Genomic DNA, 19,777 nt, shown 5'->3' with positions numbered 1-19,777 from the left:
ATTATCGTTAGTAGTACATTATTTAACATAATATACATTATGCGAAGTTATACATGTGGCTATTACCGGATATGAATGTGCATCGAAGGGATATAGCCAAAACTAATTCTGTAACACCCTTACATCGATGTGCTATATTGCGGCTTAATGAGAACAATTATTAATTAGCTTGCATGTCGACATATCTCAAAACGCTGGCGACTGGCGATACAGGCCGTATAGTGGGGTTCGATCAATCAGGTGGCGTCTATCGGAAGAAGCTGCTGGCTATGGGGTTAACGCCAGGTACTGAATTCACAATTACTCGTTTTGCACCCATGGGCGATCCTGTTGAAATCAAAATTCGCGGATTTTCTTTGTCGCTACGTAAAAACGAGGCGTCGGTCTTACTCATAGAAAAAGTATGAGTATGGACTTTACCGTCGGCGTTGTCGGTAACCCCAATTGCGGAAAAACCACGCTGTTCAATGCATTGACCGGCTCCAAGCAACATGTCGGCAATTGGCCTGGCGTTACTGTTGAACAAAAAACCGGCGAATACACCCATCAAGGCAAACAGATAAGTCTCGTCGACTTGCCCGGCACATATTCCTTAGAAGCCGATGACGACAGCATTTCTCTGGACGAAAAAGTAGCCCGCGATTACGTGGCCTCTCGCCAAGCCGATTTGATCATCAATATCGTCGATGCTTCCAATATAGAACGCAATCTTTACCTGACCTCGCAATTGATAGAAATGCGCGTGCCGATGATATTGGTGTTGAACATGATGGATGCAGTTAAAAAACGCGGCGTCAAAATTGACATCGAGTTGCTCGCCACACAAATGGCTTGTCCGGTAGTTCCGGTTACAGCCGCTGCTGGTACTGGTATCAAGGAATTACGAGACGAAATCAATAAAGCTTGCATCAGCAAGCCTATTCCCGCATTACAAGTCGACTACCATTCGGTCATTGAAGCTGCTGTCAGCCAATTGCAACCGCAGCTTTCCCAACAATCCTTAGAATTGATTTGCGATAGTCGCTGGCTTGCCCTACGTTTGCTGGAAAACGATACCTTGGCCAAACAGCTTGCCGGCCCCGAACTACAGCAAGTTGCAGAACAACTGCGTGCAGACATCGAAGCGCAAACCCAAGACGAAATCGATATTCTCGCCGCGGACGCCCGCTATGGTTTGGTTAACCAACTAGTAAAAGCCAGCGTCTGCAAACTTAACGAAGTATCCCGTAACACTACCGACAAAATCGACAGCATCGTTCTAAACCGCTTCTTGGGCATCCCCATATTTTTGTTGGTGATGTATGCAATGTTCATGTTTACCATTAATATTGGCAGCGCTTTCGTCGACTTTTTTGACAAAGCGGTCGGCGCCTTGCTAGTGGATGGCTTAAGTGAATTGCTGACAGCGATGAGTTGGCCGGACTGGCTGGTGGTTTTGACCAGCAGCGGGATCGGCGGCGGCATTCAAGTGGTGTCTACCTTTATACCCATCGTCGGCTTTTTGTTCATATTTTTATCGATGCTGGAAGATTCGGGCTATATGTCCAGAGCCGCATTTGTGATGGATAGGTTCATGTGCATCATTGGTCTGCCCGGCAAATCGTTTGTTCCCATGATCGTTGGTTTTGGCTGCAATGTGCCGGCCATTATCGCCACCCGCACCTTGGATAATCAGCGTGATCGGGTATTAACCAATTTGATGAATCCCTTCATGTCGTGCGGCGCCCGTCTGCCGGTTTACGCCTTGTTTGCCGCCGCGTTTTTCCCGGTCGGCGGGCAGAACCTGGTGTTTGGCTTGTATATATTCGGCATCGTGGTGGCGGTGTTGACCGGTTTAATCATGCGTCACACTTTATTGCGCGGCTCCCCTACGCCTTTTCTGATGGAACTGCCCGCTTACCATTTACCCACTTTGCAAGGTGTGTACACCAAAACCTGGGAGCGCTTAAAAACCTTCATCTTCAACGCCGGCAAAGTCATTGTGCCGATGGTGCTGGTATTGAATGTGTTGAACTCTTTGGGCACAGACGGCAGTTTCGGCCAGGAAAATAGCGATAAGTCGGTACTAAGCGAAATCGGCCGCGCATTGACGCCGGTTTTCCAGCCCATGGGCATCGCTCATGATAACTGGCCTGCAACTGTCGGCATTTTTACCGGCGTGTTAGCTAAAGAGGCCGTAGTCGGCACTTTGGATGCCTTGTATAGCCAAATGGCTGTCTCGGATCACATAGCAGAAGAGAAAAGCTTCGATTTGCAAGAAGCGCTGCTGGAAGCCTGCCAAACTGTACCGGACAACTTAATGGCAATCGCCGACAAGCTTCTCGATCCATTGGGATTAGGCATAGCCAATGTATCCGATCAGGCTGCGGCAGCCGAACAACAGCAAGTCAAGCTCGATACCTTCGGCGTCATGCAAGCGCATTTTGACGGCCAGATTGGCGCTTTTGCCTATTTGTTGTTTATTTTGTTGTATGCGCCCTGTATAGCTGCCACTGCGGCGATCTACAAAGAAACCAACGGCGCCTGGGCTTTATTCGTGGTGTGTTGGACCACTTTTGTCGCCTACCTGACTGCCACCCTCTTCTACCAAGGCATGACCTATGCGCAGCACCCCAATTCGGCAATCGGCTGGATATTGGCGCTAATCCTTATATTTGTCGGCATTCTGTCCGTATTGCGTTTTTACGGGGTGCGCCAAACAAACGGAGTCACTCAATGATATTGTCCGACTTGCGCAGTTATTTGCAGGAAAAACACCGGGTAACCTTGAGCGATCTAGTGCTGCATTTTCAAATGGATGCCGATGCCTTACGCGGCATGCTGGGAAAATGGATCAACAAAGGTAAAGTACGGCTAAGCCCGGTTGCTTCGTCTTGCGGCACCAGTTGTTGCAAGTGCGATCAAACCTTGACCGAGATTTACGAATGGGTGGACTAGCATAGCGAGGCGGCTTTTACCCCCTCGCTATGCTTCCGGTGACTATTGACCTTCCGCCAACCAACCTTGTAGCGCCTCGATTAACTCTTGAGCTTGTTTTTCGCTGGAAATATTGAATTTGGATTTTTGCTGATATTCGCCGTTGCGCTTTTGATAGCGGCGAATGCTAAATCTATCTTGGCTATATTGATTTTTAGCCGGTTCCCAATCCTGATAACGGTAAATGACCGTGGCCCAAGCGCCCTTGCTCAGGACTTTTTTGTCTAGTTCCTTGACAGTTTCAACGCCGCCGTCTTCGTAACTAATGGTTAAATCTTCAACGGTTTCAGCCATATATTTCTCAATGATGTTAGCAACGGCGCGCAGTCTACCATACAAGCGCGACCATCAAAATGCCGAATCGACTAGCGCGCGATGAACTCGCCAAAGGCGCGGCTGCCCTCCCCTGTTTTAATGGTGTTCACCACTTTCAACGTTTTAGCGTCGATGACAGACACATTGTTGTCAAACCAGTTAGCAACATATACTTTTTGATCGTCGGGATGAGTGCTGATACCTTCCGGCTTATCGCCCACTGCGATTACCTCAATCTGTTTGAATGTAGCGGTATCGACTACCGAGACAGTGCTATCGTCCTGATTCGTGACGAATAATAGACTGTCGTTCAATGCCAGCGAAACCGCATAAGGCCGGGCGCCAACCTTTATGGTCGCCAAACGTTTCAAGCTACGGGCGTCCAAAACTGTCACATTGTCGCTTTCGACGTTAGCGGAATACAGATGTTTACCTTGACTGTCCACCGCTATCCCAAACGGATGCGCACCCACCTTGGTAGTGTTGCGGATAGTCAGTTTACTCAAATCAATTTGCGAAATGGTATCGTCGATGCGATTGGCGACATATAGCCAGCGATTGTCCGGACTGACCGTCATGCCGGATGGCGATTTACCAACTGTAATGGTCTTAATTTTGGCAAAATTTTTGGTATCGAAAACCGTCACAGAGTTTTCATACCAATCGGCGACAAACACCTGCTCGCCTTTTCGGTCTGCAGTGATCCCAAGCGAAGCACCGCCGACCTTAACCTTGGTTAATTTAGTTAGTTTCTCGCCGTCCAAAACCGCAAAACCGCCGCCTTCCGGCGTGCTAATGTACACCTGTTTCTTCGGTTGATTTAGCGCAACGCCAGCGGGTTTACCCTCCACTTTAATCGTCTCTATGACTTGCTGGCTTTGGGTATCGATGACCGACACCGAATTGTCCAGTTGATTAGTGATGAAGGCGCGAGGATCGGCGCTAGCGCTGGACTCTAAAGCACTTAGCAGCGTCAAAGCCAAAAACGAATATCTGATGTACATAGTGAGGATACGTAGGGGATTGCGGCGAGAGGGTTCTCGGAGTTGAATGCCGAGAACCGGATGACAGCTTTTTAGCGTTTGATGTCGATATCAACAGTCGCAACGCCAACGCCTACTTTTTTAGCAAGTGATTCCAGTCCGGATTTCAACACATTTGTAACCGCTTTATCAGCTGCTTCTTCGTTCAGTTCCGCTGGTGGATTGTTATTTACGTAAGAACGATAATAAGTGGCAACCCATTCGACTTCAGATTTGCCGCCTTTATCGGTAACGGATATTTCCGCCGCATAGTTGCCAACCGGCAATACAGGAATATGTTCGTCTTGGCCGGCATGTTTGATGGTGCCGGTAGAGCTCATCTCGGTAATTTTGTATTTATAAGAAAATTTCGCGGCGTCATAGGCTTTCAATTCTTCCGTGATAGTGCCACCATTGGTCAGATGCAGCGTGCGGACCGCGCCTTTATTGTTGGTGCCTTCGCCTGTTACGCTTCTAACGGCTGGTAGCCAGGATAGATCGTCGTAATTTTTAATTACATCCCAAACTTTTGCCGCTGGCGCATCAATAGTCATAGTAGCGGTCAATTTTGCTCTAACCGGGCCATGAGCATTTGCCATGCTGGTAAACAAAAACAATGCGGCTGAAACGAGTAACGAGGTTTTTTTCATAACACTTTCCTATGAGGGTCACATAAAATGGAGGGGGCGATTATAAAATAAAATCTCTCCGCAAGTATCCGCAAAAGCATGTTTGCGGAAATTTTCCCGACTCTAGCCGCCCGCCCTTGAACATTTAATGACTACAGCGACTTTTTTCTGGCACGATTACGAAACCTTCGGCATCGATCCGCAACGCGACCGGCCTTGTCAATTTGCAGGTATCCGCACCGATGCCGATTTCAATATCGTCGGTGAGCCCGTGATGGCCTACTGCCAGCCTGCCGACGATTACTTGCCACACCCAGAGGCCTGTTTGATTACCGGCATCACCCCACAATTGGCCGCTGAAAGAGGCGTTTGTGAGGCAGCGTTTGCCGGCATGATTAATCAGCGACTCGCGGAACCCGGCACCTGTGGCGTGGGTTACAACAGCATCCGCTTCGACGACGAAGTCACCCGCAATCTACTCTATCGCAACTTTTACGATCCTTACGCGCGCGAATGGCAAAACGGTAATTCCCGCTGGGATATTATCGATGTCGTCCGCGCCGCCAAGGCCTTGCGGCCGGAGGGTATTGAGTGGCCGGTGAATGCCGAGGGCGTTGCCAGTTTTAAATTGGAAGGGCTCACCAAGGCTAACGGCATCGCCCATGAAACTGCACACGATGCCTTATCCGACGTGTATGCAACCATTGCAATGGCCAAATTAATCAAACAACGTCAACCGAAGCTATTCGACTATTTACAAAATTACCGCCATAAAAGCGCCGCATTAAAGCTATTGCAACTTGGCAGTTTTACCCCGTTAATCCATATTTCCGGCCGGTTCGCCTCTCGAAATAATCATTTAGCCGTGATCCTGCCATTGGCAGCGCACCCGAGCAATAGTAACGAGATCATCGTTTACGACCTGTTGGTCGATCCCGCACCCTTGCTCGAGTTAAGCGCGGAAGACATTCAGCAACGGCTATTTGTTGCGAGTGACGAATTGCCGGAAGGGGTTGCCAGAATCCCCTTAAAAACCGTGCATATCAACAAAGCCCCAGTGTTGGCGCCGTTGTCTGTGGTACGACCGGCCGACGCCGAACGTTTGCAGCTTGATTTAGGCTTATGCCGAGCAAATTTGCAGCTGATTCGGGCCGCGCCACCCTTGGCGGAGAAACTATCGGAGGTATTTACCCGTCAATATCAAGAGTCGCCTCGCGATCCTGATTTGATGATTTACAGCGGCGGATTTTTCAGCAACCGTGACAAAGCAGTGATGGCCCGGATCAGACAAGCCCTACCCACTGAGTTATCCAAGTTTGACGCCGATTTTGACGACGCCCGTTTGCCGGAAATGTTGTTTCGCTACCGTGCCCGAAATTATCCACATACCCTGCCCCCGGAAGACGCCCAACGCTGGCAACAATATTGTCGAGCTAAACTAAACGGCACAGCAGCAAGTGGCGCGATAACGCTGGAACAGTTTGCCGCCAAAATCACGCAGATGCGGGAAGAGCCCGGTGCGAATCTGGCAATATTGAACGAACTCGCTGCTTATGCAGCAGATCGGCGTCTACAATTTCCGGATTGACGATTTGCAGTTTGTTTCGGGAATACTGCGATTTTGGCGTTATGCCGTATAATAAACAGCATTTGAGTAAATTTCGACCGAGGCATCATGAGCATCACCCTGTCTAACCGTGTAAAAGCGGTCAAACCGTCCCCTACCCTGGCCATCACTGCCCGTGCCGCCGCGATGCGTGCCGCCGGCAAAGACATTATCGGCCTGGGCGCCGGCGAACCTGATTTCGATACGCCGGATCATATTAAAGCGGCCGCCATTAAAGCCATCAATTCCGGATTTACCAAATATACTGCGGTTGACGGGACTGCCGGCTTGAAAAAAGCCATCATCGCCAAATTCAAACGCGATAACGGCCTGGATTACCAAGCCAAGCAAATTCTGGTGTCCTGCGGCGGCAAACAAAGCTTTTTCAACTTAGCACAAGCGCTGATCAATCCAGGCGACGAAGTCATCATCCCTGCCCCCTACTGGGTGTCTTACCCGGATATGGTGTTACTGGCGGATGGTGTGCCAGTGATTATCGAAACCTGTCAGGCGCAAAACTTCAAAATTACCCCGGCCCAATTGCGCGCAGCGATTACCCCCAAAACCCGTTTGTTAGTGATCAACAGCCCGTCCAACCCGACTGGTGCAGCCTATAGCCTGGAAGAGCTTAAAGCCTTGGGCGATGTATTATTAGATTTTCCCGAGGTTCTGATCGCTACCGACGACATGTACGAATTGATCCTTTGGAACAAAGGTGATTTCGTCAACATCCTCAACGCCCACCCGGATTTTTACGAGCGCACCATCGTGCTGAACGGCGTATCCAAAGCCTATTCGATGACCGGCTGGCGTATCGGTTACGCGGCGGGTCCTGCTCCCCTGATCGACGCGATGTGCATCATTCAATCTCAAAGCACCTCCAACCCAACGTCTATTTCCCAAATGGCGGCCGAAGAAGCGTTGAACGGCGACCAAGGCTGCATCGACACGATGATGGTGGAATTTAAAAAACGTCACGACTATGTGGTTGCCGAGCTGAACAACATACCTGGCATCGAGTGCTTGCCAACCGACGGCACTTTCTACGTATTCCCTAACGTCGAAAAACTGCTGAGCAAACTGGACGGCATCAACGACGACCTGGAGTTTGCCGAGTATTTGATCGAAAAAGCCGGCGTGGCCTTAGTGCCCGGCTCTGCATTCGGTTGCCCAGGCCACATCAGAATCTCCATTGCCACCAGCATGGCAAACTTGGAAAACGCCTTGCTTAGAATCAAACAAGCCGTTTAATGCCTGGTGAATTGTTTTTCCGCCGCCAACAGCTACGCAGACATTAAACTGCCATTTTTCAATTGACAAATTTAATCAATGCTATAAAATTCGCGGGCTTCGCACTTCAACAGTAAGAAGGCCTCGGTGGCGAAATAGGTAGACGCACGAGACTTAAAATCTCGCGACCGAAAGGTCGTACCGGTTCGATTCCGGTCTGAGGCACCATTTATGCATCCAACACAGGGTGCTACAAATTCAAAAACCCGCAAACTTACTGGCTTCGCGGGTTTTTTATTGTCCGACGCTATCCAACTCAAACTAGCCAAGCACGCACTCATTATTCACGCAGATTCGATCTGGATTCCCTGGCAATTCCAGACCTAGGCGTTCGAAATGCGTTTTTCTGTCGAAACCACGAAGCCCATTATCCGGTCAACACCTCCGGCCCTGATTGCCGGGTCTACCAACTACGCCGTCACTATCGACGAATTTACCAAGCCCGGCTTTTAAATGCAGATTCGCAATGCTTAAAGCCGATCCAAGGTAATGACCAGGCTTGAGTTTTCATCGCTCAAATAGATCTCGCCATCCTGAATATTGCATTGCAATTTCATGGAGCGGGCAATCATTGCCTCCACCCCCTGAGCATTGATATGAAAGACCTTGAGGTTGTTAAAACGTTGTAACTTAGCTTGCTGTTGTTCCCACCAAACTTTAGCCTTGCGCTCCTGATAGGTGTAGATAATCACTTGCTGGGCACGGCCACAGGCTTTACGTATCCGTTTTTCATCGGGTTGCCCCAAATCTATCCACAGTTCAATTTCATCGGTAAGGGTTTTTTGCCACAGATCAGGCTCCTCATCGCTGTCCATGCCTTTGGTAAAACTAAGCCGCTCACTGGCATTCGCCATAAACGCGATTAGCCGCATCATAAAACGCAAGTCCGTTTCAGACGGGTGTTGCGCCAAAGTGAGTTCGTGGCTTTGATAATAATGGCTATCCATATTGGCAATAGTCACGGAGAGTTTATTGATGGTGGAGCTAATGGCCATAGAGGTTTTGGTTGAGTTAATTGCTTTATTGCAGTCCGTGAAGGTACGAATAGCAAGGCATAATCGCACGAATGGCTTTTGCATGCCTCCGATTACGCCGCGCTAACGGCCATTGCAGGCTGGTTCCCAAGCTACAGCTTAGGAACCCACTTCTCGGAAGCTCCAGCTTCCCGACCCAATCACCAGTCCCGAACCACCTCGACCAGCCCCGCCAAACCCGCATAATTCCGAGCGCTGGAATACGGCAAATCCACATAACCGCGCTTTACCGGATTTTGATGAATGTAATCCAGCTTTTGCCGCATCACCGTCTCGGTTTCGATCAGTTGCGGATGACTGCCTTCCTCCCAGACCTGAAACTCGCTTTCGATCTTATGCGGCCGCTTCAACAGCGCCAATAATTCCAGCACTCGCTCCGAGCCGCTTTGTTGCAGATAGGCGATGATCTGCTTGGCGGTATAAGCCTTAAAGCGCTGTATGTCACGGCTCAAATCCGGCGATGCGGCAAGCAGGTGCAAGTGATTTTCCAGGATCACGTAACCGTATAGCTGAAACCCGCTGTCGCGCTGCAAAAACCGCCAGGAATCCAGCACGATGTTCACCGTCGCAGGACGGGTAAACAGCGGCAGCCATTGATTGATCGTCGCAGTCAGGAAGTGCGGGCTGGGGTTTTGCAGGACTCGGTAGCGGCTGCGGGGCATGGGCTAGGGGAAGTTAGGTCGAACGGAAGCTGGAGCTTCCGATAGTTGAGGCTGCCAAGCTGGAGCTTGGGAGCCAGTAAACGCTAAGCATCAATCTTTATCCCAAATTTTTTAACCCTTAATTCATTTAACTTGCTTTCTTTAGCAATCATCAAAAGGGCTTCTTTTGCTTTATTTGTAATTTCTAACTCATGGTCACCTGGATTTAAACATTGTCCAAATTTTAAACATGGCTCAATATAATGAATGCCTCCATCGGATTTAAATATATTGTAATAATCTATAGTGTGTATATTTGACAATATCAGCGTATCTGACTGATTCCATGAATTTGAAGAACCTATTCGTCGTAAAATATCCTTAACTTCTTCTGGCGCCTTTGATTCAGCATATATTTCATTGAATCTGCTTATTACATCTTGATCACAAATATCGCCAAAAAAATTGTGATTTTCAATGTTAAATAATCCGGTTTCGTCTTTTCTAAGAGTAATGTAATACTCCAGAAGCTCTAAAGCCTTATCAAACTCACCTAGCTCTTTAAAAAGCATAACGGTTCCGTTAAGATTGTTCGGTGTTATATGCTTGGCGTTGCGCTTAAAACTTTCATATAGACAATTAATGACCTGCGATTGATTGTCATCGAAGCTATCATGAAACAATCGCCACGTCTCAGTAAAAGACGATTTTGACTTACTCGCAGAATGATGTTCATTTAGTGCTTGCGCTTTTTCCTTTAAGTTGTCTTCCATGAAATAGCCGGCTACAACGGCATCAGCGATCACAAGATCAAAGTCATCTGTATTGTTATAGCCATATTCGCTCAGAAATGATTTCCAAGCCTGCTGTTCCCCAGTGAGTTCTTTGTCATCCCCGATTCCCCATGCGTTATAGCCTAGGTTTGTTACAAATTTGAGTGTAGGCACAGAATTAAACGTGCTTTTGATTGGATCGGGTTTGCTCGACTGTATGTTGCTGTAGTTACAATATGTAAATAAAGCTAACGAATGTAGGAATTGATATTTAACTTCTTCGTCAAAACCATTAAGGCAGGGCATACCCAATAATGCTAGTCGCTCAATTTTCTTGAGGATACGAATGTTCTTAATCCCTAGTTTAGAAGTGAACTCTATTAATTTTTTTGAATTGTAATCGTCGCCTTTATAAACAATCGATGCACAGTCAAATGATGTGGGTTCAAACTTTAAATCAACATCGACTACCTTCTCGCGATATATTTTATAGTCGGAAATTCCTTGATTACTGTCATCATCATTGACTAACAATACCACCTTACATTTCTTTTGCTCTTTCAACAGCGAAACCAATCCAAGAACATCTTGTAGCTTTAAGTCCTTCCCTGCTCTTTCCAAGTCATCAATACAAATTAATGTATTACTTATCGATAAAAACGAGACCGATTCAATTTGTGTTGAAAAGTTTTTTAAAACGGGGGCGTTTATTAACCACGGACCAATTTTCCTGCCAAGTGATTTAGAGACAGCGGTTGCATTTTCCTTAAACGACTCAACAGTAGATCGCTTGCCGATTAAGTTTTTATTGACGATGCTTTCAAATAGCGCATATTTAAAGGCGGATAATGAATTTATGCCAAACAAAGAAACATAGGCATAACGATCTAAGGCAATCGCATTTTTGTTTTTTGCAGTTATAAGATAATCATCCCAACTATAAGTTTTCCCCACTCCCCATTCTCCACTAATTGCAAGTACTTCTGGAGTGTCTGTTTTAAGAAAATCAAAAACTCTTTTTCTCACTACTTCAATTGACATATTAATTCCAGTATATATTCTAGTTACCAAGATCCAGCTTGGGAACCAGGGTGGTCCGTTTGGCTAGTCAACTTCAAAAGGCCAAGCGCATGGTCACTCCAACTCACCATCCATCCCCAACACCCGCATTTCCAAGCCCTCAATCTCCTGCAAAGACTTGCCGGCGATGCCCTGCAACGCCGTACATGCCCACCGTGGCGTTCTGCTAGTTCCCAAGTTCCGGCTTTCTGCTAGTTCCCAAACTCCAGTTTGGGAACACTACCTCGGAAGCTCTAGCTTCCTATCCACAACCAGTCTGGAAGCTGGAGCTTCCAAGGCCGGGGTTCCCAAGCCGGAGCTTGGGAAACAGAAACAACCCTTCAAGCCAAGTGATTCACAACATCCATGTTCTGATGTAGAACTCCGATTACATCGATACCCGTTTCGCTGTTCATATAAAAGATTAAATGCCGGCCTTCCGGGAAGCAAAAATAGCCGAGTTTGATGACGTCGCGAGGCTTACCTAATTGCGGATGCTCGGCCAGCCAAGCAAAGCGGTCAAAGAGGTTGCGCAAGCAATGGTCGGCTTGTTCGGTACCCCATTGCCGGTGGCTATAAGCCCAGATTTGTTCCAAATCGTCCGCCGTCCGTTGCCGAAGACGATATTGCGGCTTCATTGGCCGTATTTTTTATGCATCGCTTTCAGAAATTGCTCGCCGTCGAATGCTTCGACAACCGGGCAGTCTTCCCCGGCTTGCAATTTGGCCCGTATGGCTTCGAGCTTTTGGTCGTCTTCTTCCAGTCGCCGCAGACCGGCGCGGACGACTTCGCTGACCGACAGAAAGCGACCTTGCTGTATTTTTTCCCGAACATACTGATCTAAATGTTCGCCTAGTGTGATGGATGTGTTTCTCGGCATCGCATTGCCCTCCGTATTGTTGGTATTAGATGCTAATACAATCCGCCCGATGCGGCAAAATATTCTGGGCACTAGACACCAGGCTGGAAGCCGGAGCTTGGGAACCAGGTCGAGCCGGTAGGCGATAGCTCAACCCAAATCCCCATCAATCCCCAAGGCCCGCATCTCCAAATCCTCAATCTCCTACAACCAACTGCCGCCGATGCCTTACAAGTCGCCGTAGATGCCTATCTTGGCGTACATCACTCGTTGGATTTGCTGGCCCATTGTTTCGTGATGCCTACGCTCTTTGTCAAAATCTTCGCGCAGGGTCGAGAAGGCTTTGACGATGGTTCCCAATGGCTTACTGAATGACCATCCGAAGTTGATCGACAGGCAGACGAATTCGATTTGTCATTTGAGAATTGAACCTGTAACATTTTCGAAACTGGCTATAAATTTGCTTATTTGTTTGCGAGGGTAAATCCGAGGCAATAAGCAAAACCTAAAATCATGTACGCGAACGTCATGTTAATTCCAGTCCTGTCTGGGCACCACTGAAAAATCAAGGAGTTGGGTTAAAAACCCTTAGTCCTTTTTTTATGCCTGTTGCTTTTCGCACCTGGCTGAAAAATTGTTGAGGGAGACGAGTATGAAGAAAATTTTTCACTTTAAACGCAGAAATCCGCCGCTGTTATGGCGCATCAAGTGGTTTATGATTTTGGTGACCATAGCTTGCATGGAAATACTACCCGTGCCGGTTACCGATTCAATTCTGATATTCGTACTAATTTACAGACCGCTATGGTTCAAAAACGTGGTCGACAAGCTCTATTCCCACCTGTCTTCAGAGACAATCGACGAAACTGAGTTGTCTTATTTTTCCAAATACCAGTTAAATCACCCCAAGCACTTCGATAAGTCGCAGTAATGCAGGCCATGGCCGACATTCGGTTCGCTACCAACCCTTGGGTTTAGTCATAACGGCGCGCATCCGCCGGCAGTTTATCGAATAAACTATTTTTGACGATACCGTAATGCTCAGGGTAATACACTGCCGCCAGGTGCAAGCCATGCGGCGGCGCAGTCATCGCCGCTTGTGAGCGGTCTTTAAGCGCCAACAACTCGGTGGTCCAATCTATGGGCCGACGCGCCATACCGATTTCCATCAATACCCCGGCGATATTTCTAACCATATGATGCAGAAACGCGTTTGCGCATAGATCGATGATCACTCGCTGTTCGTCTCGATACACATCAATGAAATGCATCAGGCGGTTGGGGCTGACCGATTGACAGCTTTGCGCGCGAAACGAAGAAAAATCGTGTTCGCCAAGTAAGACTTGCGCAGCCCGGTGCATAGCATGTTCGTCCAAATCTTGGTAACACCAGGTGGCTTGGCTACGCAATAACGCCGACTTCATCGGCCGATTCAGAATCACGTAACGATAAGCGCGGGCAATGGCGCTATAGCGGGCATGGAAGTCGCCAAGCGCCGCCTGTGCCCAGGTGATACGAATATCGTCCGGCAACTGGCTGTTACCACCCATCAGCCAGGCGCGCATATCGCGCTCTACCTCGCAATCGAAATGCACCACTTGTTCCAGGGCATGGACCCCGGCATCGGTGCGGCCGGCGCATAGCACGGTAATCGGCTGATCGGCGATTTTAGTCAAGGCTTTTTCCAGCTGGCCCTGCACGGTAGCTCTGCCGTCCTGCCATTGCCAGCCGGCATAAGCGCTGCCGTCGTATTCAATGCCTAAAACGATGCGCGGCATACGATGTGATCACTATTCATGAATCCATACCCCACAACCCACTTTAACCCGCTCGAATAAGGCCATCACGTCGGCGTTGAGCATCCGCACGCAGCCATGGGACTCCGGCTGGCCTTGCATGAGTTCGTCAGGAGTGCCGTGGATATAGATATAACGCCAAGTGGAATCGACGTCGCCGTAGCGGTTTTTTCCGGGCTCCAGGCCGCCCAGCCAGAGGATGCGACTGAGTATCCAGTCGCGTTGCGGATGCTGCAAAGCTAATTCGGGCGAGTAGATTTCGCCGGTTGGCCGGCGGCCGGCGAGTACGCTATTGATAGGCAGACCTGCACCTATTTTGGCCCTAATTTTATGCCAGCCGGTTGGTGTGCAATAACTGCCCTTTTTTTCGCCGGGACCGTTTTTAGCCGTGGAAACCGGAAACTCCGCCAACAGCGCGCCGTTCTCCAGCAACCGCAGACGCTGCTCGGCAATGGAGATGTCCAGATAGCTGGACTTTAATGACTCGGCAAATTGGGTGTAGGCATTCGGCCCGGTAGAACCTGGGATCATTTCACGAACAAGGCTATCGATTCGACATGCGCGGTTTGCGGAAACATGTCCATCACCCCGGCCTTAACCAGTTTGTAACCCAGCTCGTTCACCAAAATCCCGGCATCGCGAGCCAAGGTAGAGGGATTGCAGGATACGTAAACGATGCGATCGGGCCGCCAGTGCTTCAAGTTGTGCAACACTTCCGAGGCACCGGCCCGTGAGGGGTCGAGCAACACTTTGGTAAACTTTTGCTTGGACCAGGGTTGGTCTTTCAAGTCTTTGCTCAAATCGGCGACATGAAACTCGACATTGTCGAGATTATTCAACTTGGCATTTTCCCGAGCGTGCTTGACCAGCGGCAAGTCGCCTTCTACACCCACTACCTGCCCTGCCAACGTCGCCAGCGGCAAAGTAAAATTCCCCAAACCACAGAATAAATCCAATACTCTGTCGTCCTTGGACAGTTCCAAGGCTTCCAGCGCCCGCGTGACCATTTTCTGATTGATCTGGTAATTAACCTGGGTAAACATCGCCGGCCGAAAATTGAATTTAACTCCCTGCTCGGCTAAGGCATAGCTCGGAATCACTTCCGGTTCGCCTTCTAGCGGCACTATGGTATCCGGGCCTTTCGATTGCAGACAAATACTGAGCTGATGCTGATGAGAAAATTCGCGCAGCCGTTGCTTGTCGGCGTCGGTCGGTTGCTCAAGTACCCGAAACGCCAGCACACAATCGCTATCGCCAATGGCGACTTCGATTTGCGGGATTTTGTCCTTAACCGTCAGCCCGGCGATCATCTCGCCCAGCGCAATCAATTTCTCACCGACGATGGGGTTCATTACCTTGCAGCTATCGATTTCCGCCAGAAACGGATTGCGCCGCTCGCGAAACCCCACTAACACCCTGTTCTTTTTCGCCACCCACTTCACACCCATCCGGGCTTTACTGCGATAACCCCAATGCGGGCCGGTCAAAGCTTCCCAGATTTGCGGGATCTCAACTTTGCCGATACGGCGGAACTGATCGCGCAGCAAATCTTCTTTAAAGTTGATCTGCTCGGCGTCGTCGACGTGTTGAAAACTGCAACCGCCGCAAGTGCCGAAGTGCGGACAAGCCGGTTCGACACGGTGTTCGGAGCGGCTCAGCAAATTGACCACCCTACCCTCGGCATAGTCTTTGCGGCTGTCGGTATACACGAATTCCAGGGTTTCGCCGGGCAAGGCTTCGTCGATGAACACGACCTTGCCGTTGACGTGGCTAACACCACGACCATCGTGGGAGAGAGATTCTATGGTAACGGTAACGGGGTCTAAGGGGAGTTTTTTCTTGTGGGCCATTATGAATTGTGATTCGGGTTACAGCGATTTGGGTTAAACCCAAGGATAAGTCAGTCAGGGAACGTTATCACGCCCCCTGACTTATAGAGTTGTCGGTTAAGTCGGAAAAATACCGGTGGATAAATAACGGTCGCCGCGATCACAGACAATCGCCACGATCAAGGCATTTTCAATTTGTTGGGACAATTGCAAGGCAGCATACACCGCGCCGCCGGATGAAACCCCGGCAAAGATGCCCTCTTCCGCCGCCAAAGCCCGCGTGGTATTTTCCGCATTAAGTTGATCGACTTCAATGATGCTATCCACGCGCACCGATTCGTATATTTTTGGCAAATATTCCTGCGGCCAACGCCGGATACCGGGGATTTTCGAGTCACCTTCCGGTTGCACGCCTACAATCTGAATAGCGGGATTTTGCTCTTTCAAATACTTGGAAGTCCCCATAATAGTGCCGGTGGTCCCCATCGAGCTGACGAAATGCGTGATTTTGCCCTGCGTGTCGCGCCAGATTTCCGGACCTGTGCCTTCGTAATGCGCCAAAGGATTATCGGGATTGGCGAATTGGTCCAAAATCCGGCCCTCGCCGCGCGCTTCCATTGCCCGAGCTAAATCGATGGCGCCTTCCATGCTGCCTTTAGCCGGCGTGAGAATGATTTCCGCTCCGTAGGCTTTCATCGATGCAATGCGTTCGGCACTCATATTATCCGGCATGATCAAGGTCATTTTGTAGCCTTTAATCGCCGCCGCCATCGCCAAGGCAATCCCGGTATTACCGCTGGTGGCTTCGATCAAGCGGTCGCCGGGTTTGATCTCGCCCCGCGCCTCGGCGTGTTGAATCATACTTAAGGCAGGTCGATCTTTAACCGAACCAGCCGGATTGTTGCCTTCCAGCTTGACCAAAATAGTATTGCCGCCGCCTACGGGCAAGCGTTGCAAACGCACCAATGGCGTATTTCCGACAAAAGATTCTATGGTTGGGAAATTCATGACTTTAACATCCAGTTAACGTTACGGCGGCGATTATAGCAAGTTCCACACCTTAAGCGCCGCTGTAACCCAAGGCTAAATGATTTCATTTATAATCAACTGACCACAATCTAACCAGCAGCCGACATGGAATCAATCGATCTAACTAGTCCCGAGCTTTATATAAACCGCGAACACAGTTTGCTGGAGTTCAACTTTCGGGTGCTCGCTCAAGCCTTGGACGAAACGCTGCCGCTATTGGAACGGCTGAATTATTTATGCATTTCTTGTTCCAACCTGGACGAGTTTTATGAAGTGCGCGTGGCCAGTTTGATACAAATGGCGGAAATGGACCCCAATCTGGTCAGTTCCGACGGTTTAACCATTAACGAACAGTTCGAAAAAATCTCGATCAAGGCGCACGATCTGGTCGCCGAACAATACCGAGTGCTTAACGAAGTACTGATCCCTTGCATGGAAGCCGAAAATATCCGCTTCCTGCGCCGCGACCGCTGGAGTCCGGCGCAAAAAGCCTGGCTGGAAAAATATTTCAACGAAGAGTTGCTGCCGATTCTAACCCCGGTAGGACTGGATTCCGCCCACCCGTTTCCGCGCATTTTAAATAAAAGTTTAAATTTCATTATCTCCCTGACCGGCAAAGACGCGTTTGGACGTAACAGCGGCCGGGCGATTTTGCAGGCACCGCGCGCGCTGCCACGTATCGTGCAATTGCCGGTCGCCGAGACTGATAGCGGTCCTTACGATTTTGTATTTCTATCCTCCATCATTCATGCCTTCGTCAATGAGTTGTTCAACGGCATGATGGTCAAGGGCTGTTATCAATTCCGGGTCACGCGCAACAGCGACTTTTTCGTCGACGACGACGCGATAGACGATTTGATGCTGGCCGTAGAAGGTGAGCTGGCCATGCGCAATTACGGCGATGAAGTGCGCCTGGAAATAGACGGCAATTGTCCGGAAGAAACCGTTAACTTCTTATTGGCACGTTTTGATTTAAAACCAGATCGCTTATTTTTAGCTAACGGTCCGGTCAATTTGAGTCGTATCCAAACCATATTGAACATGGTCGAAAGACCTGATCTGAAATTTACGCCGTTCAAATCCAGTGTGCCTTCGGCTCTAGGTCGTAATAAGGACATCTTTGCCAGCATCCGTAAGCAAGACATTTTATTACACCACCCTTATGAGTCGTTCTCACCGGTGGTGGATTTCATTCGCCAGGCCGCTGCCGATCCGGATGTATTAGCCATCAAACAAACCCTGTATCGAACCGGGGTGGACTCGCCCATCGTCGCGGCATTGATCAAGGCCGCCCGCGCCGGCAAGGAAGTCACTGTCGTCATCGAATTACGCGCGCGTTTCGATGAAAAAGACAATATCGGCCTAGCCGCTAAACTTCAGGAAGCCGCAGCGCACGTGGTTTACGGCGTGGTTGGGTATAAAACCCATGCTAAAATGTGCATGGTCTTACGTAAGGAAGGCACTACCCTGCGCAATTACGTGCATTTGGGCACCGGCAACTATCACCCGAAAACCGCCCGGCTCTATACCGACTACGGTTTGTTTACCTGTGAAAAAGAACTGGGCGAAGACGTGCGCCGGGTGTTCATGCAATTGACCAGTTTGGGCAAAGTAAGCAAGCTGAATAAGCTGCTGCAATCGCCGTTTACTTTGCATCACGGCATTATGAAGATGATCGATAGGGAAATTGAGAACGCCAAGAAAGGCAAGCCAGCCAAGATTATTATCAAGGTCAATGCCGTAGTTGAGGAACAAGCGATTCAAGCCTTGTATCGGGCATCGCAAGCCGGCGTGGAAATTAAAATGATCGTGCGCGGCGTCTGCTGTTTGCGTCCCGGCGTACCCGGTGTTTCAGAGAATATCGACGTACGCTCTATCGTCGGCCGCTTCTTGGAACATACCCGCATCTATGCGTTTTGCAACGGCGGCGACTGGGCGGTTTACGCCTCCAGCGCCGATTTGATGAACCGCAATATGTTCCGCCGCGTGGAAGTCTGCTTCCCTATCGCCGACAAACGGATTGTCGAACGTATTCTTGGCGACCTGGAGGCTTATCTCAGAGATAACGCTCAAGCCTGGCAATTGCAAAGCGACGGCCAATACCGGCATTTGCGTGCCGACAATCAACCTGTTTATCAAGTGCAGAGCGAATTGCTCAAAGCTTTTTGCGGATAGGAGCAAGTCATGAGTCAACAACCCCGCCAAATCCGGCAAGTGGTACTGGATACCGAAACCACCGGCATCAACCCCAAAGAAGGCCACAAAATTATCGAGATCGGCTGCGTGGAACTGATTAACCGCCGTTTGACCCGTAATCATTTTCACGTGTATCTGAATCCGGATCGGGAAATCGATGCCGGCGCTATCGAAGTACATGGCATCACTAATCAATTTTTAAAGGATAAACCCCGCTTCAACAATGTAGTCGAAGACTTTATGCGCTTTACCCACGGCGCGGAACTGATTATTCACAACGCACCGTTTGACGTCGGCTTCTTGAATCATGAGTTAGCCTTACTGCCTGGGGAAGAACGTCGCGTCGAAACTAATAGCACCGTATTCGACACCCTGGCTTACGCCCGGAAAAAGCACCCTGGCGCTCGAAATAGTCTGGATGCCTTATGTAAGCGCTACGGGATAGACAACAGCCACCGCGAATTACACGGCGCCTTGCTCGACGCCGAAATCTTGGCCGAGGTCTATTTATTAATGACCGGCGGACAAGCTTCGTTGCTGGACGAAGGCGATCACACCAGTAATGGCAACGAGCACGCCATCGTACGATTGTCGGCAGACAGGTCGCCATTAAAAATTATTGCTTGTAGTAGTGAGGAAGAACAGGATCACCAGCAGCGCCTGGCGAAAATCGCCAAAGTGAGCGGTCATTGCCTTTGGCAACAGTAGCTTAGGCCTGTTAGA

Annotated in this window: 22 protein-coding genes and 1 tRNA gene; 9 read left to right on the top strand and 14 right to left on the bottom strand. The window is 49.4% G+C overall.

The genetic code is table 11. The features are described from left to right. Positions 1–173 precede the first annotated feature (173 nt). Genes EBA_RS10935 through EBA_RS10925 form a run of 3 tightly spaced genes read left to right on the top strand, consistent with a single transcriptional unit; the run spans position 174 to position 2,937 of the window. A complete protein-coding gene (locus EBA_RS10935) occupies positions 174–407 on the top strand; it encodes a FeoA family protein (RefSeq protein ID WP_020481201.1) in 234 nt (77 codons plus the stop codon). Beyond that, complete coding sequence (gene feoB / locus EBA_RS10930; RefSeq protein ID WP_192374748.1) at positions 404–2,719, top strand: Fe(2+) transporter permease subunit FeoB; 2,316 nt, start codon at positions 404–406, stop codon at positions 2,717–2,719. The genes EBA_RS10935 and feoB overlap by 4 nt, the downstream gene beginning before the upstream one ends. Continuing rightward, entirely contained in the window at positions 2,716–2,937 is a 222-nt protein-coding gene (locus EBA_RS10925) for a FeoC-like transcriptional regulator (protein WP_192374747.1), read from the top strand. Before feoB ends, EBA_RS10925 begins: the two co-directional genes overlap by 4 nt. 42 nt (positions 2,938–2,979) lie before the next feature. On the opposite strand, the gene EBA_RS10920 is transcribed toward EBA_RS10925, so the two are convergent. The 3 genes from EBA_RS10920 to EBA_RS10910 all read right to left on the bottom strand — a co-directional run bounded on the left by EBA_RS10920 (position 2,980) and on the right by EBA_RS10910 (position 4,963). After that, complete coding sequence (locus tag EBA_RS10920; protein WP_192374746.1) at positions 2,980–3,270, bottom strand: hypothetical protein; 291 nt, start codon at positions 3,268–3,270, stop codon at positions 2,980–2,982. 71 nt (positions 3,271–3,341) lie between these two features. Beyond that, complete coding sequence (locus EBA_RS10915; RefSeq protein ID WP_192374745.1) at positions 3,342–4,295, bottom strand: YVTN family beta-propeller repeat protein; 954 nt, start codon at positions 4,293–4,295, stop codon at positions 3,342–3,344. A gap of 71 nt (positions 4,296–4,366) precedes the next feature. Then, positions 4,367–4,963, bottom strand: coding sequence for an SRPBCC family protein (locus EBA_RS10910; RefSeq protein WP_192374744.1), 597 nt, complete (start codon positions 4,961–4,963; stop codon positions 4,367–4,369). A 127-nt stretch (positions 4,964–5,090) separates the two neighbouring features. On the opposite strand from EBA_RS10910, the gene sbcB reads away from it, so the two are divergent. The 3 genes from sbcB to EBA_RS10895 all read left to right on the top strand — a co-directional run bounded on the left by sbcB (position 5,091) and on the right by EBA_RS10895 (position 8,006). Then, positions 5,091–6,530, top strand: a complete 1,440-nt coding sequence (gene sbcB, locus EBA_RS10905) for an exodeoxyribonuclease I (protein WP_192374743.1) — start codon at positions 5,091–5,093, stop codon at positions 6,528–6,530. An 87-nt stretch (positions 6,531–6,617) separates the two neighbouring features. After that, positions 6,618–7,799 (top strand): pyridoxal phosphate-dependent aminotransferase, encoded by a 1,182-nt coding sequence (locus tag EBA_RS10900; RefSeq protein ID WP_192374742.1) that lies wholly within the window; start codon positions 6,618–6,620, stop codon positions 7,797–7,799. Positions 7,800–7,919: 120 nt separating this feature from the next. Continuing rightward, positions 7,920–8,006, top strand: a tRNA-Leu gene (locus EBA_RS10895). Positions 8,007–8,308: 302 nt separating this feature from the next. Here EBA_RS10895 and EBA_RS10890 read toward each other — a convergent pair. From EBA_RS10890 to EBA_RS24550, 7 genes are all read right to left on the bottom strand, one after another. Further along, positions 8,309–8,917 (bottom strand): YaeQ family protein, encoded by a 609-nt coding sequence (locus EBA_RS10890; protein WP_225616163.1) that lies wholly within the window; start codon positions 8,915–8,917, stop codon positions 8,309–8,311. Positions 8,918–9,012: 95 nt separating this feature from the next. After that, positions 9,013–9,534, bottom strand: coding sequence for an REP-associated tyrosine transposase (locus EBA_RS10885; RefSeq protein ID WP_192374741.1), 522 nt, complete (start codon positions 9,532–9,534; stop codon positions 9,013–9,015). 83 nt (positions 9,535–9,617) lie between these two features. Further along, a complete protein-coding gene (locus EBA_RS10880) occupies positions 9,618–11,327 on the bottom strand; it encodes a P-loop NTPase family protein (RefSeq protein WP_192374740.1) in 1,710 nt (569 codons plus the stop codon). Between the two features lie 93 nt (positions 11,328–11,420). Further along, positions 11,421–11,543, bottom strand: a complete 123-nt coding sequence (locus EBA_RS24555; RefSeq protein WP_267873575.1) for a hypothetical protein — start codon at positions 11,541–11,543, stop codon at positions 11,421–11,423. A gap of 143 nt (positions 11,544–11,686) precedes the next feature. After that, complete coding sequence (locus EBA_RS10875; RefSeq protein ID WP_192374739.1) at positions 11,687–11,983, bottom strand: type II toxin-antitoxin system RelE/ParE family toxin; 297 nt, start codon at positions 11,981–11,983, stop codon at positions 11,687–11,689. Continuing rightward, on the bottom strand, positions 11,980–12,225 hold the full coding sequence (locus EBA_RS10870) for a type II toxin-antitoxin system ParD family antitoxin (RefSeq protein ID WP_192374738.1): 246 nt from the start codon (positions 12,223–12,225) through the stop codon (positions 11,980–11,982). The genes EBA_RS10875 and EBA_RS10870 overlap by 4 nt, the downstream gene beginning before the upstream one ends. Before the next feature lie 207 nt (positions 12,226–12,432). After that, complete coding sequence (locus tag EBA_RS24550; RefSeq protein ID WP_267873574.1) at positions 12,433–12,564, bottom strand: hypothetical protein; 132 nt, start codon at positions 12,562–12,564, stop codon at positions 12,433–12,435. A 292-nt stretch (positions 12,565–12,856) separates the two neighbouring features. Between EBA_RS24550 and EBA_RS10865 the strand changes: the two genes are divergently transcribed. Then, on the top strand, positions 12,857–13,135 hold the full coding sequence (locus EBA_RS10865; RefSeq protein ID WP_192374737.1) for a hypothetical protein: 279 nt from the start codon (positions 12,857–12,859) through the stop codon (positions 13,133–13,135). 43 nt (positions 13,136–13,178) lie between these two features. Here EBA_RS10865 and truA read toward each other — a convergent pair whose 3' ends face one another. From truA to cysM, 4 genes are all read right to left on the bottom strand, one after another. After that, the gene (gene truA / locus EBA_RS10860; protein ID WP_192374736.1) at positions 13,179–13,982 is read right to left on the bottom strand and encodes a tRNA pseudouridine(38-40) synthase TruA; all 804 of its coding nucleotides are present in this window, start codon (positions 13,980–13,982) and stop codon (positions 13,179–13,181) included. Between the two features lie 12 nt (positions 13,983–13,994). Next, complete coding sequence (locus EBA_RS10855) at positions 13,995–14,531, bottom strand: L,D-transpeptidase (protein WP_192374735.1); 537 nt, start codon at positions 14,529–14,531, stop codon at positions 13,995–13,997. Next, the gene (gene rlmD / locus EBA_RS10850) at positions 14,528–15,850 is read right to left on the bottom strand and encodes a 23S rRNA (uracil(1939)-C(5))-methyltransferase RlmD (protein ID WP_192374734.1); all 1,323 of its coding nucleotides are present in this window, start codon (positions 15,848–15,850) and stop codon (positions 14,528–14,530) included. The genes EBA_RS10855 and rlmD overlap by 4 nt, the downstream gene beginning before the upstream one ends. 96 nt (positions 15,851–15,946) lie before the next feature. Beyond that, the gene (cysM, locus tag EBA_RS10845; RefSeq protein ID WP_192374733.1) at positions 15,947–16,837 is read right to left on the bottom strand and encodes a cysteine synthase CysM; all 891 of its coding nucleotides are present in this window, start codon (positions 16,835–16,837) and stop codon (positions 15,947–15,949) included. 126 nt (positions 16,838–16,963) lie between these two features. On the opposite strand from cysM, the gene ppk1 reads away from it, so the two are divergent. Together ppk1 and dnaQ are read left to right on the top strand one after the other, a co-directional pair. Continuing rightward, a complete protein-coding gene (gene ppk1 / locus EBA_RS10840) occupies positions 16,964–19,033 on the top strand; it encodes a polyphosphate kinase 1 (protein ID WP_192374732.1) in 2,070 nt (689 codons plus the stop codon). A gap of 9 nt (positions 19,034–19,042) precedes the next feature. Beyond that, on the top strand, positions 19,043–19,762 hold the full coding sequence (gene dnaQ / locus EBA_RS10835) for a DNA polymerase III subunit epsilon (protein WP_192374731.1): 720 nt from the start codon (positions 19,043–19,045) through the stop codon (positions 19,760–19,762). Positions 19,763–19,777: the final 15 nt, after the last annotated feature.

The sequence above is a fragment of the Methylomonas albis genome, from assembly GCF_014850955.1.
GTDB classification, from domain to species: Bacteria; Pseudomonadota; Gammaproteobacteria; order Methylococcales; family Methylomonadaceae; genus Methylomonas; species Methylomonas albis.
The sequence above is the reverse complement of the archived record's forward strand: the minus strand, read 5'-3'. Positions and strand labels throughout refer to the sequence as shown.

Coding starts and splice junctions, on each gene's coding strand:
- EBA_RS10935 (WP_020481201.1), top strand. CDS start 174: ATGTCGACATATCTCAAAACGCTGGCGACTGGCGATACAGGCCGTATA.
- feoB (WP_192374748.1), top strand. CDS start 404: ATGAGTATGGACTTTACCGTCGGCGTTGTCGGTAACCCCAATTGCGGA.
- EBA_RS10925 (WP_192374747.1), top strand. CDS start 2,716: ATGATATTGTCCGACTTGCGCAGTTATTTGCAGGAAAAACACCGGGTA.
- EBA_RS10920 (WP_192374746.1), bottom strand. CDS start 3,270: ATGGCTGAAACCGTTGAAGATTTAACCATTAGTTACGAAGACGGCGGC.
- EBA_RS10915 (WP_192374745.1), bottom strand. CDS start 4,295: ATGTACATCAGATATTCGTTTTTGGCTTTGACGCTGCTAAGTGCTTTA.
- EBA_RS10910 (WP_192374744.1), bottom strand. CDS start 4,963: ATGAAAAAAACCTCGTTACTCGTTTCAGCCGCATTGTTTTTGTTTACC.
- sbcB (WP_192374743.1), top strand. CDS start 5,091: ATGACTACAGCGACTTTTTTCTGGCACGATTACGAAACCTTCGGCATC.
- EBA_RS10900 (WP_192374742.1), top strand. CDS start 6,618: ATGAGCATCACCCTGTCTAACCGTGTAAAAGCGGTCAAACCGTCCCCT.
- EBA_RS10890 (WP_225616163.1), bottom strand. CDS start 8,917: ATGCAAAAGCCATTCGTGCGATTATGCCTTGCTATTCGTACCTTCACG.
- EBA_RS10885 (WP_192374741.1), bottom strand. CDS start 9,534: ATGCCCCGCAGCCGCTACCGAGTCCTGCAAAACCCCAGCCCGCACTTC.
- EBA_RS10880 (WP_192374740.1), bottom strand. CDS start 11,327: ATGTCAATTGAAGTAGTGAGAAAAAGAGTTTTTGATTTTCTTAAAACA.
- EBA_RS10875 (WP_192374739.1), bottom strand. CDS start 11,983: ATGAAGCCGCAATATCGTCTTCGGCAACGGACGGCGGACGATTTGGAA.
- EBA_RS10870 (WP_192374738.1), bottom strand. CDS start 12,225: ATGCCGAGAAACACATCCATCACACTAGGCGAACATTTAGATCAGTAT.
- EBA_RS10865 (WP_192374737.1), top strand. CDS start 12,857: ATGAAGAAAATTTTTCACTTTAAACGCAGAAATCCGCCGCTGTTATGG.
- truA (WP_192374736.1), bottom strand. CDS start 13,982: ATGCCGCGCATCGTTTTAGGCATTGAATACGACGGCAGCGCTTATGCC.
- EBA_RS10855 (WP_192374735.1), bottom strand. CDS start 14,531: ATGATCCCAGGTTCTACCGGGCCGAATGCCTACACCCAATTTGCCGAG.
- rlmD (WP_192374734.1), bottom strand. CDS start 15,850: ATGGCCCACAAGAAAAAACTCCCCTTAGACCCCGTTACCGTTACCATA.
- cysM (WP_192374733.1), bottom strand. CDS start 16,837: ATGAATTTCCCAACCATAGAATCTTTTGTCGGAAATACGCCATTGGTG.
- ppk1 (WP_192374732.1), top strand. CDS start 16,964: ATGGAATCAATCGATCTAACTAGTCCCGAGCTTTATATAAACCGCGAA.
- dnaQ (WP_192374731.1), top strand. CDS start 19,043: ATGAGTCAACAACCCCGCCAAATCCGGCAAGTGGTACTGGATACCGAA.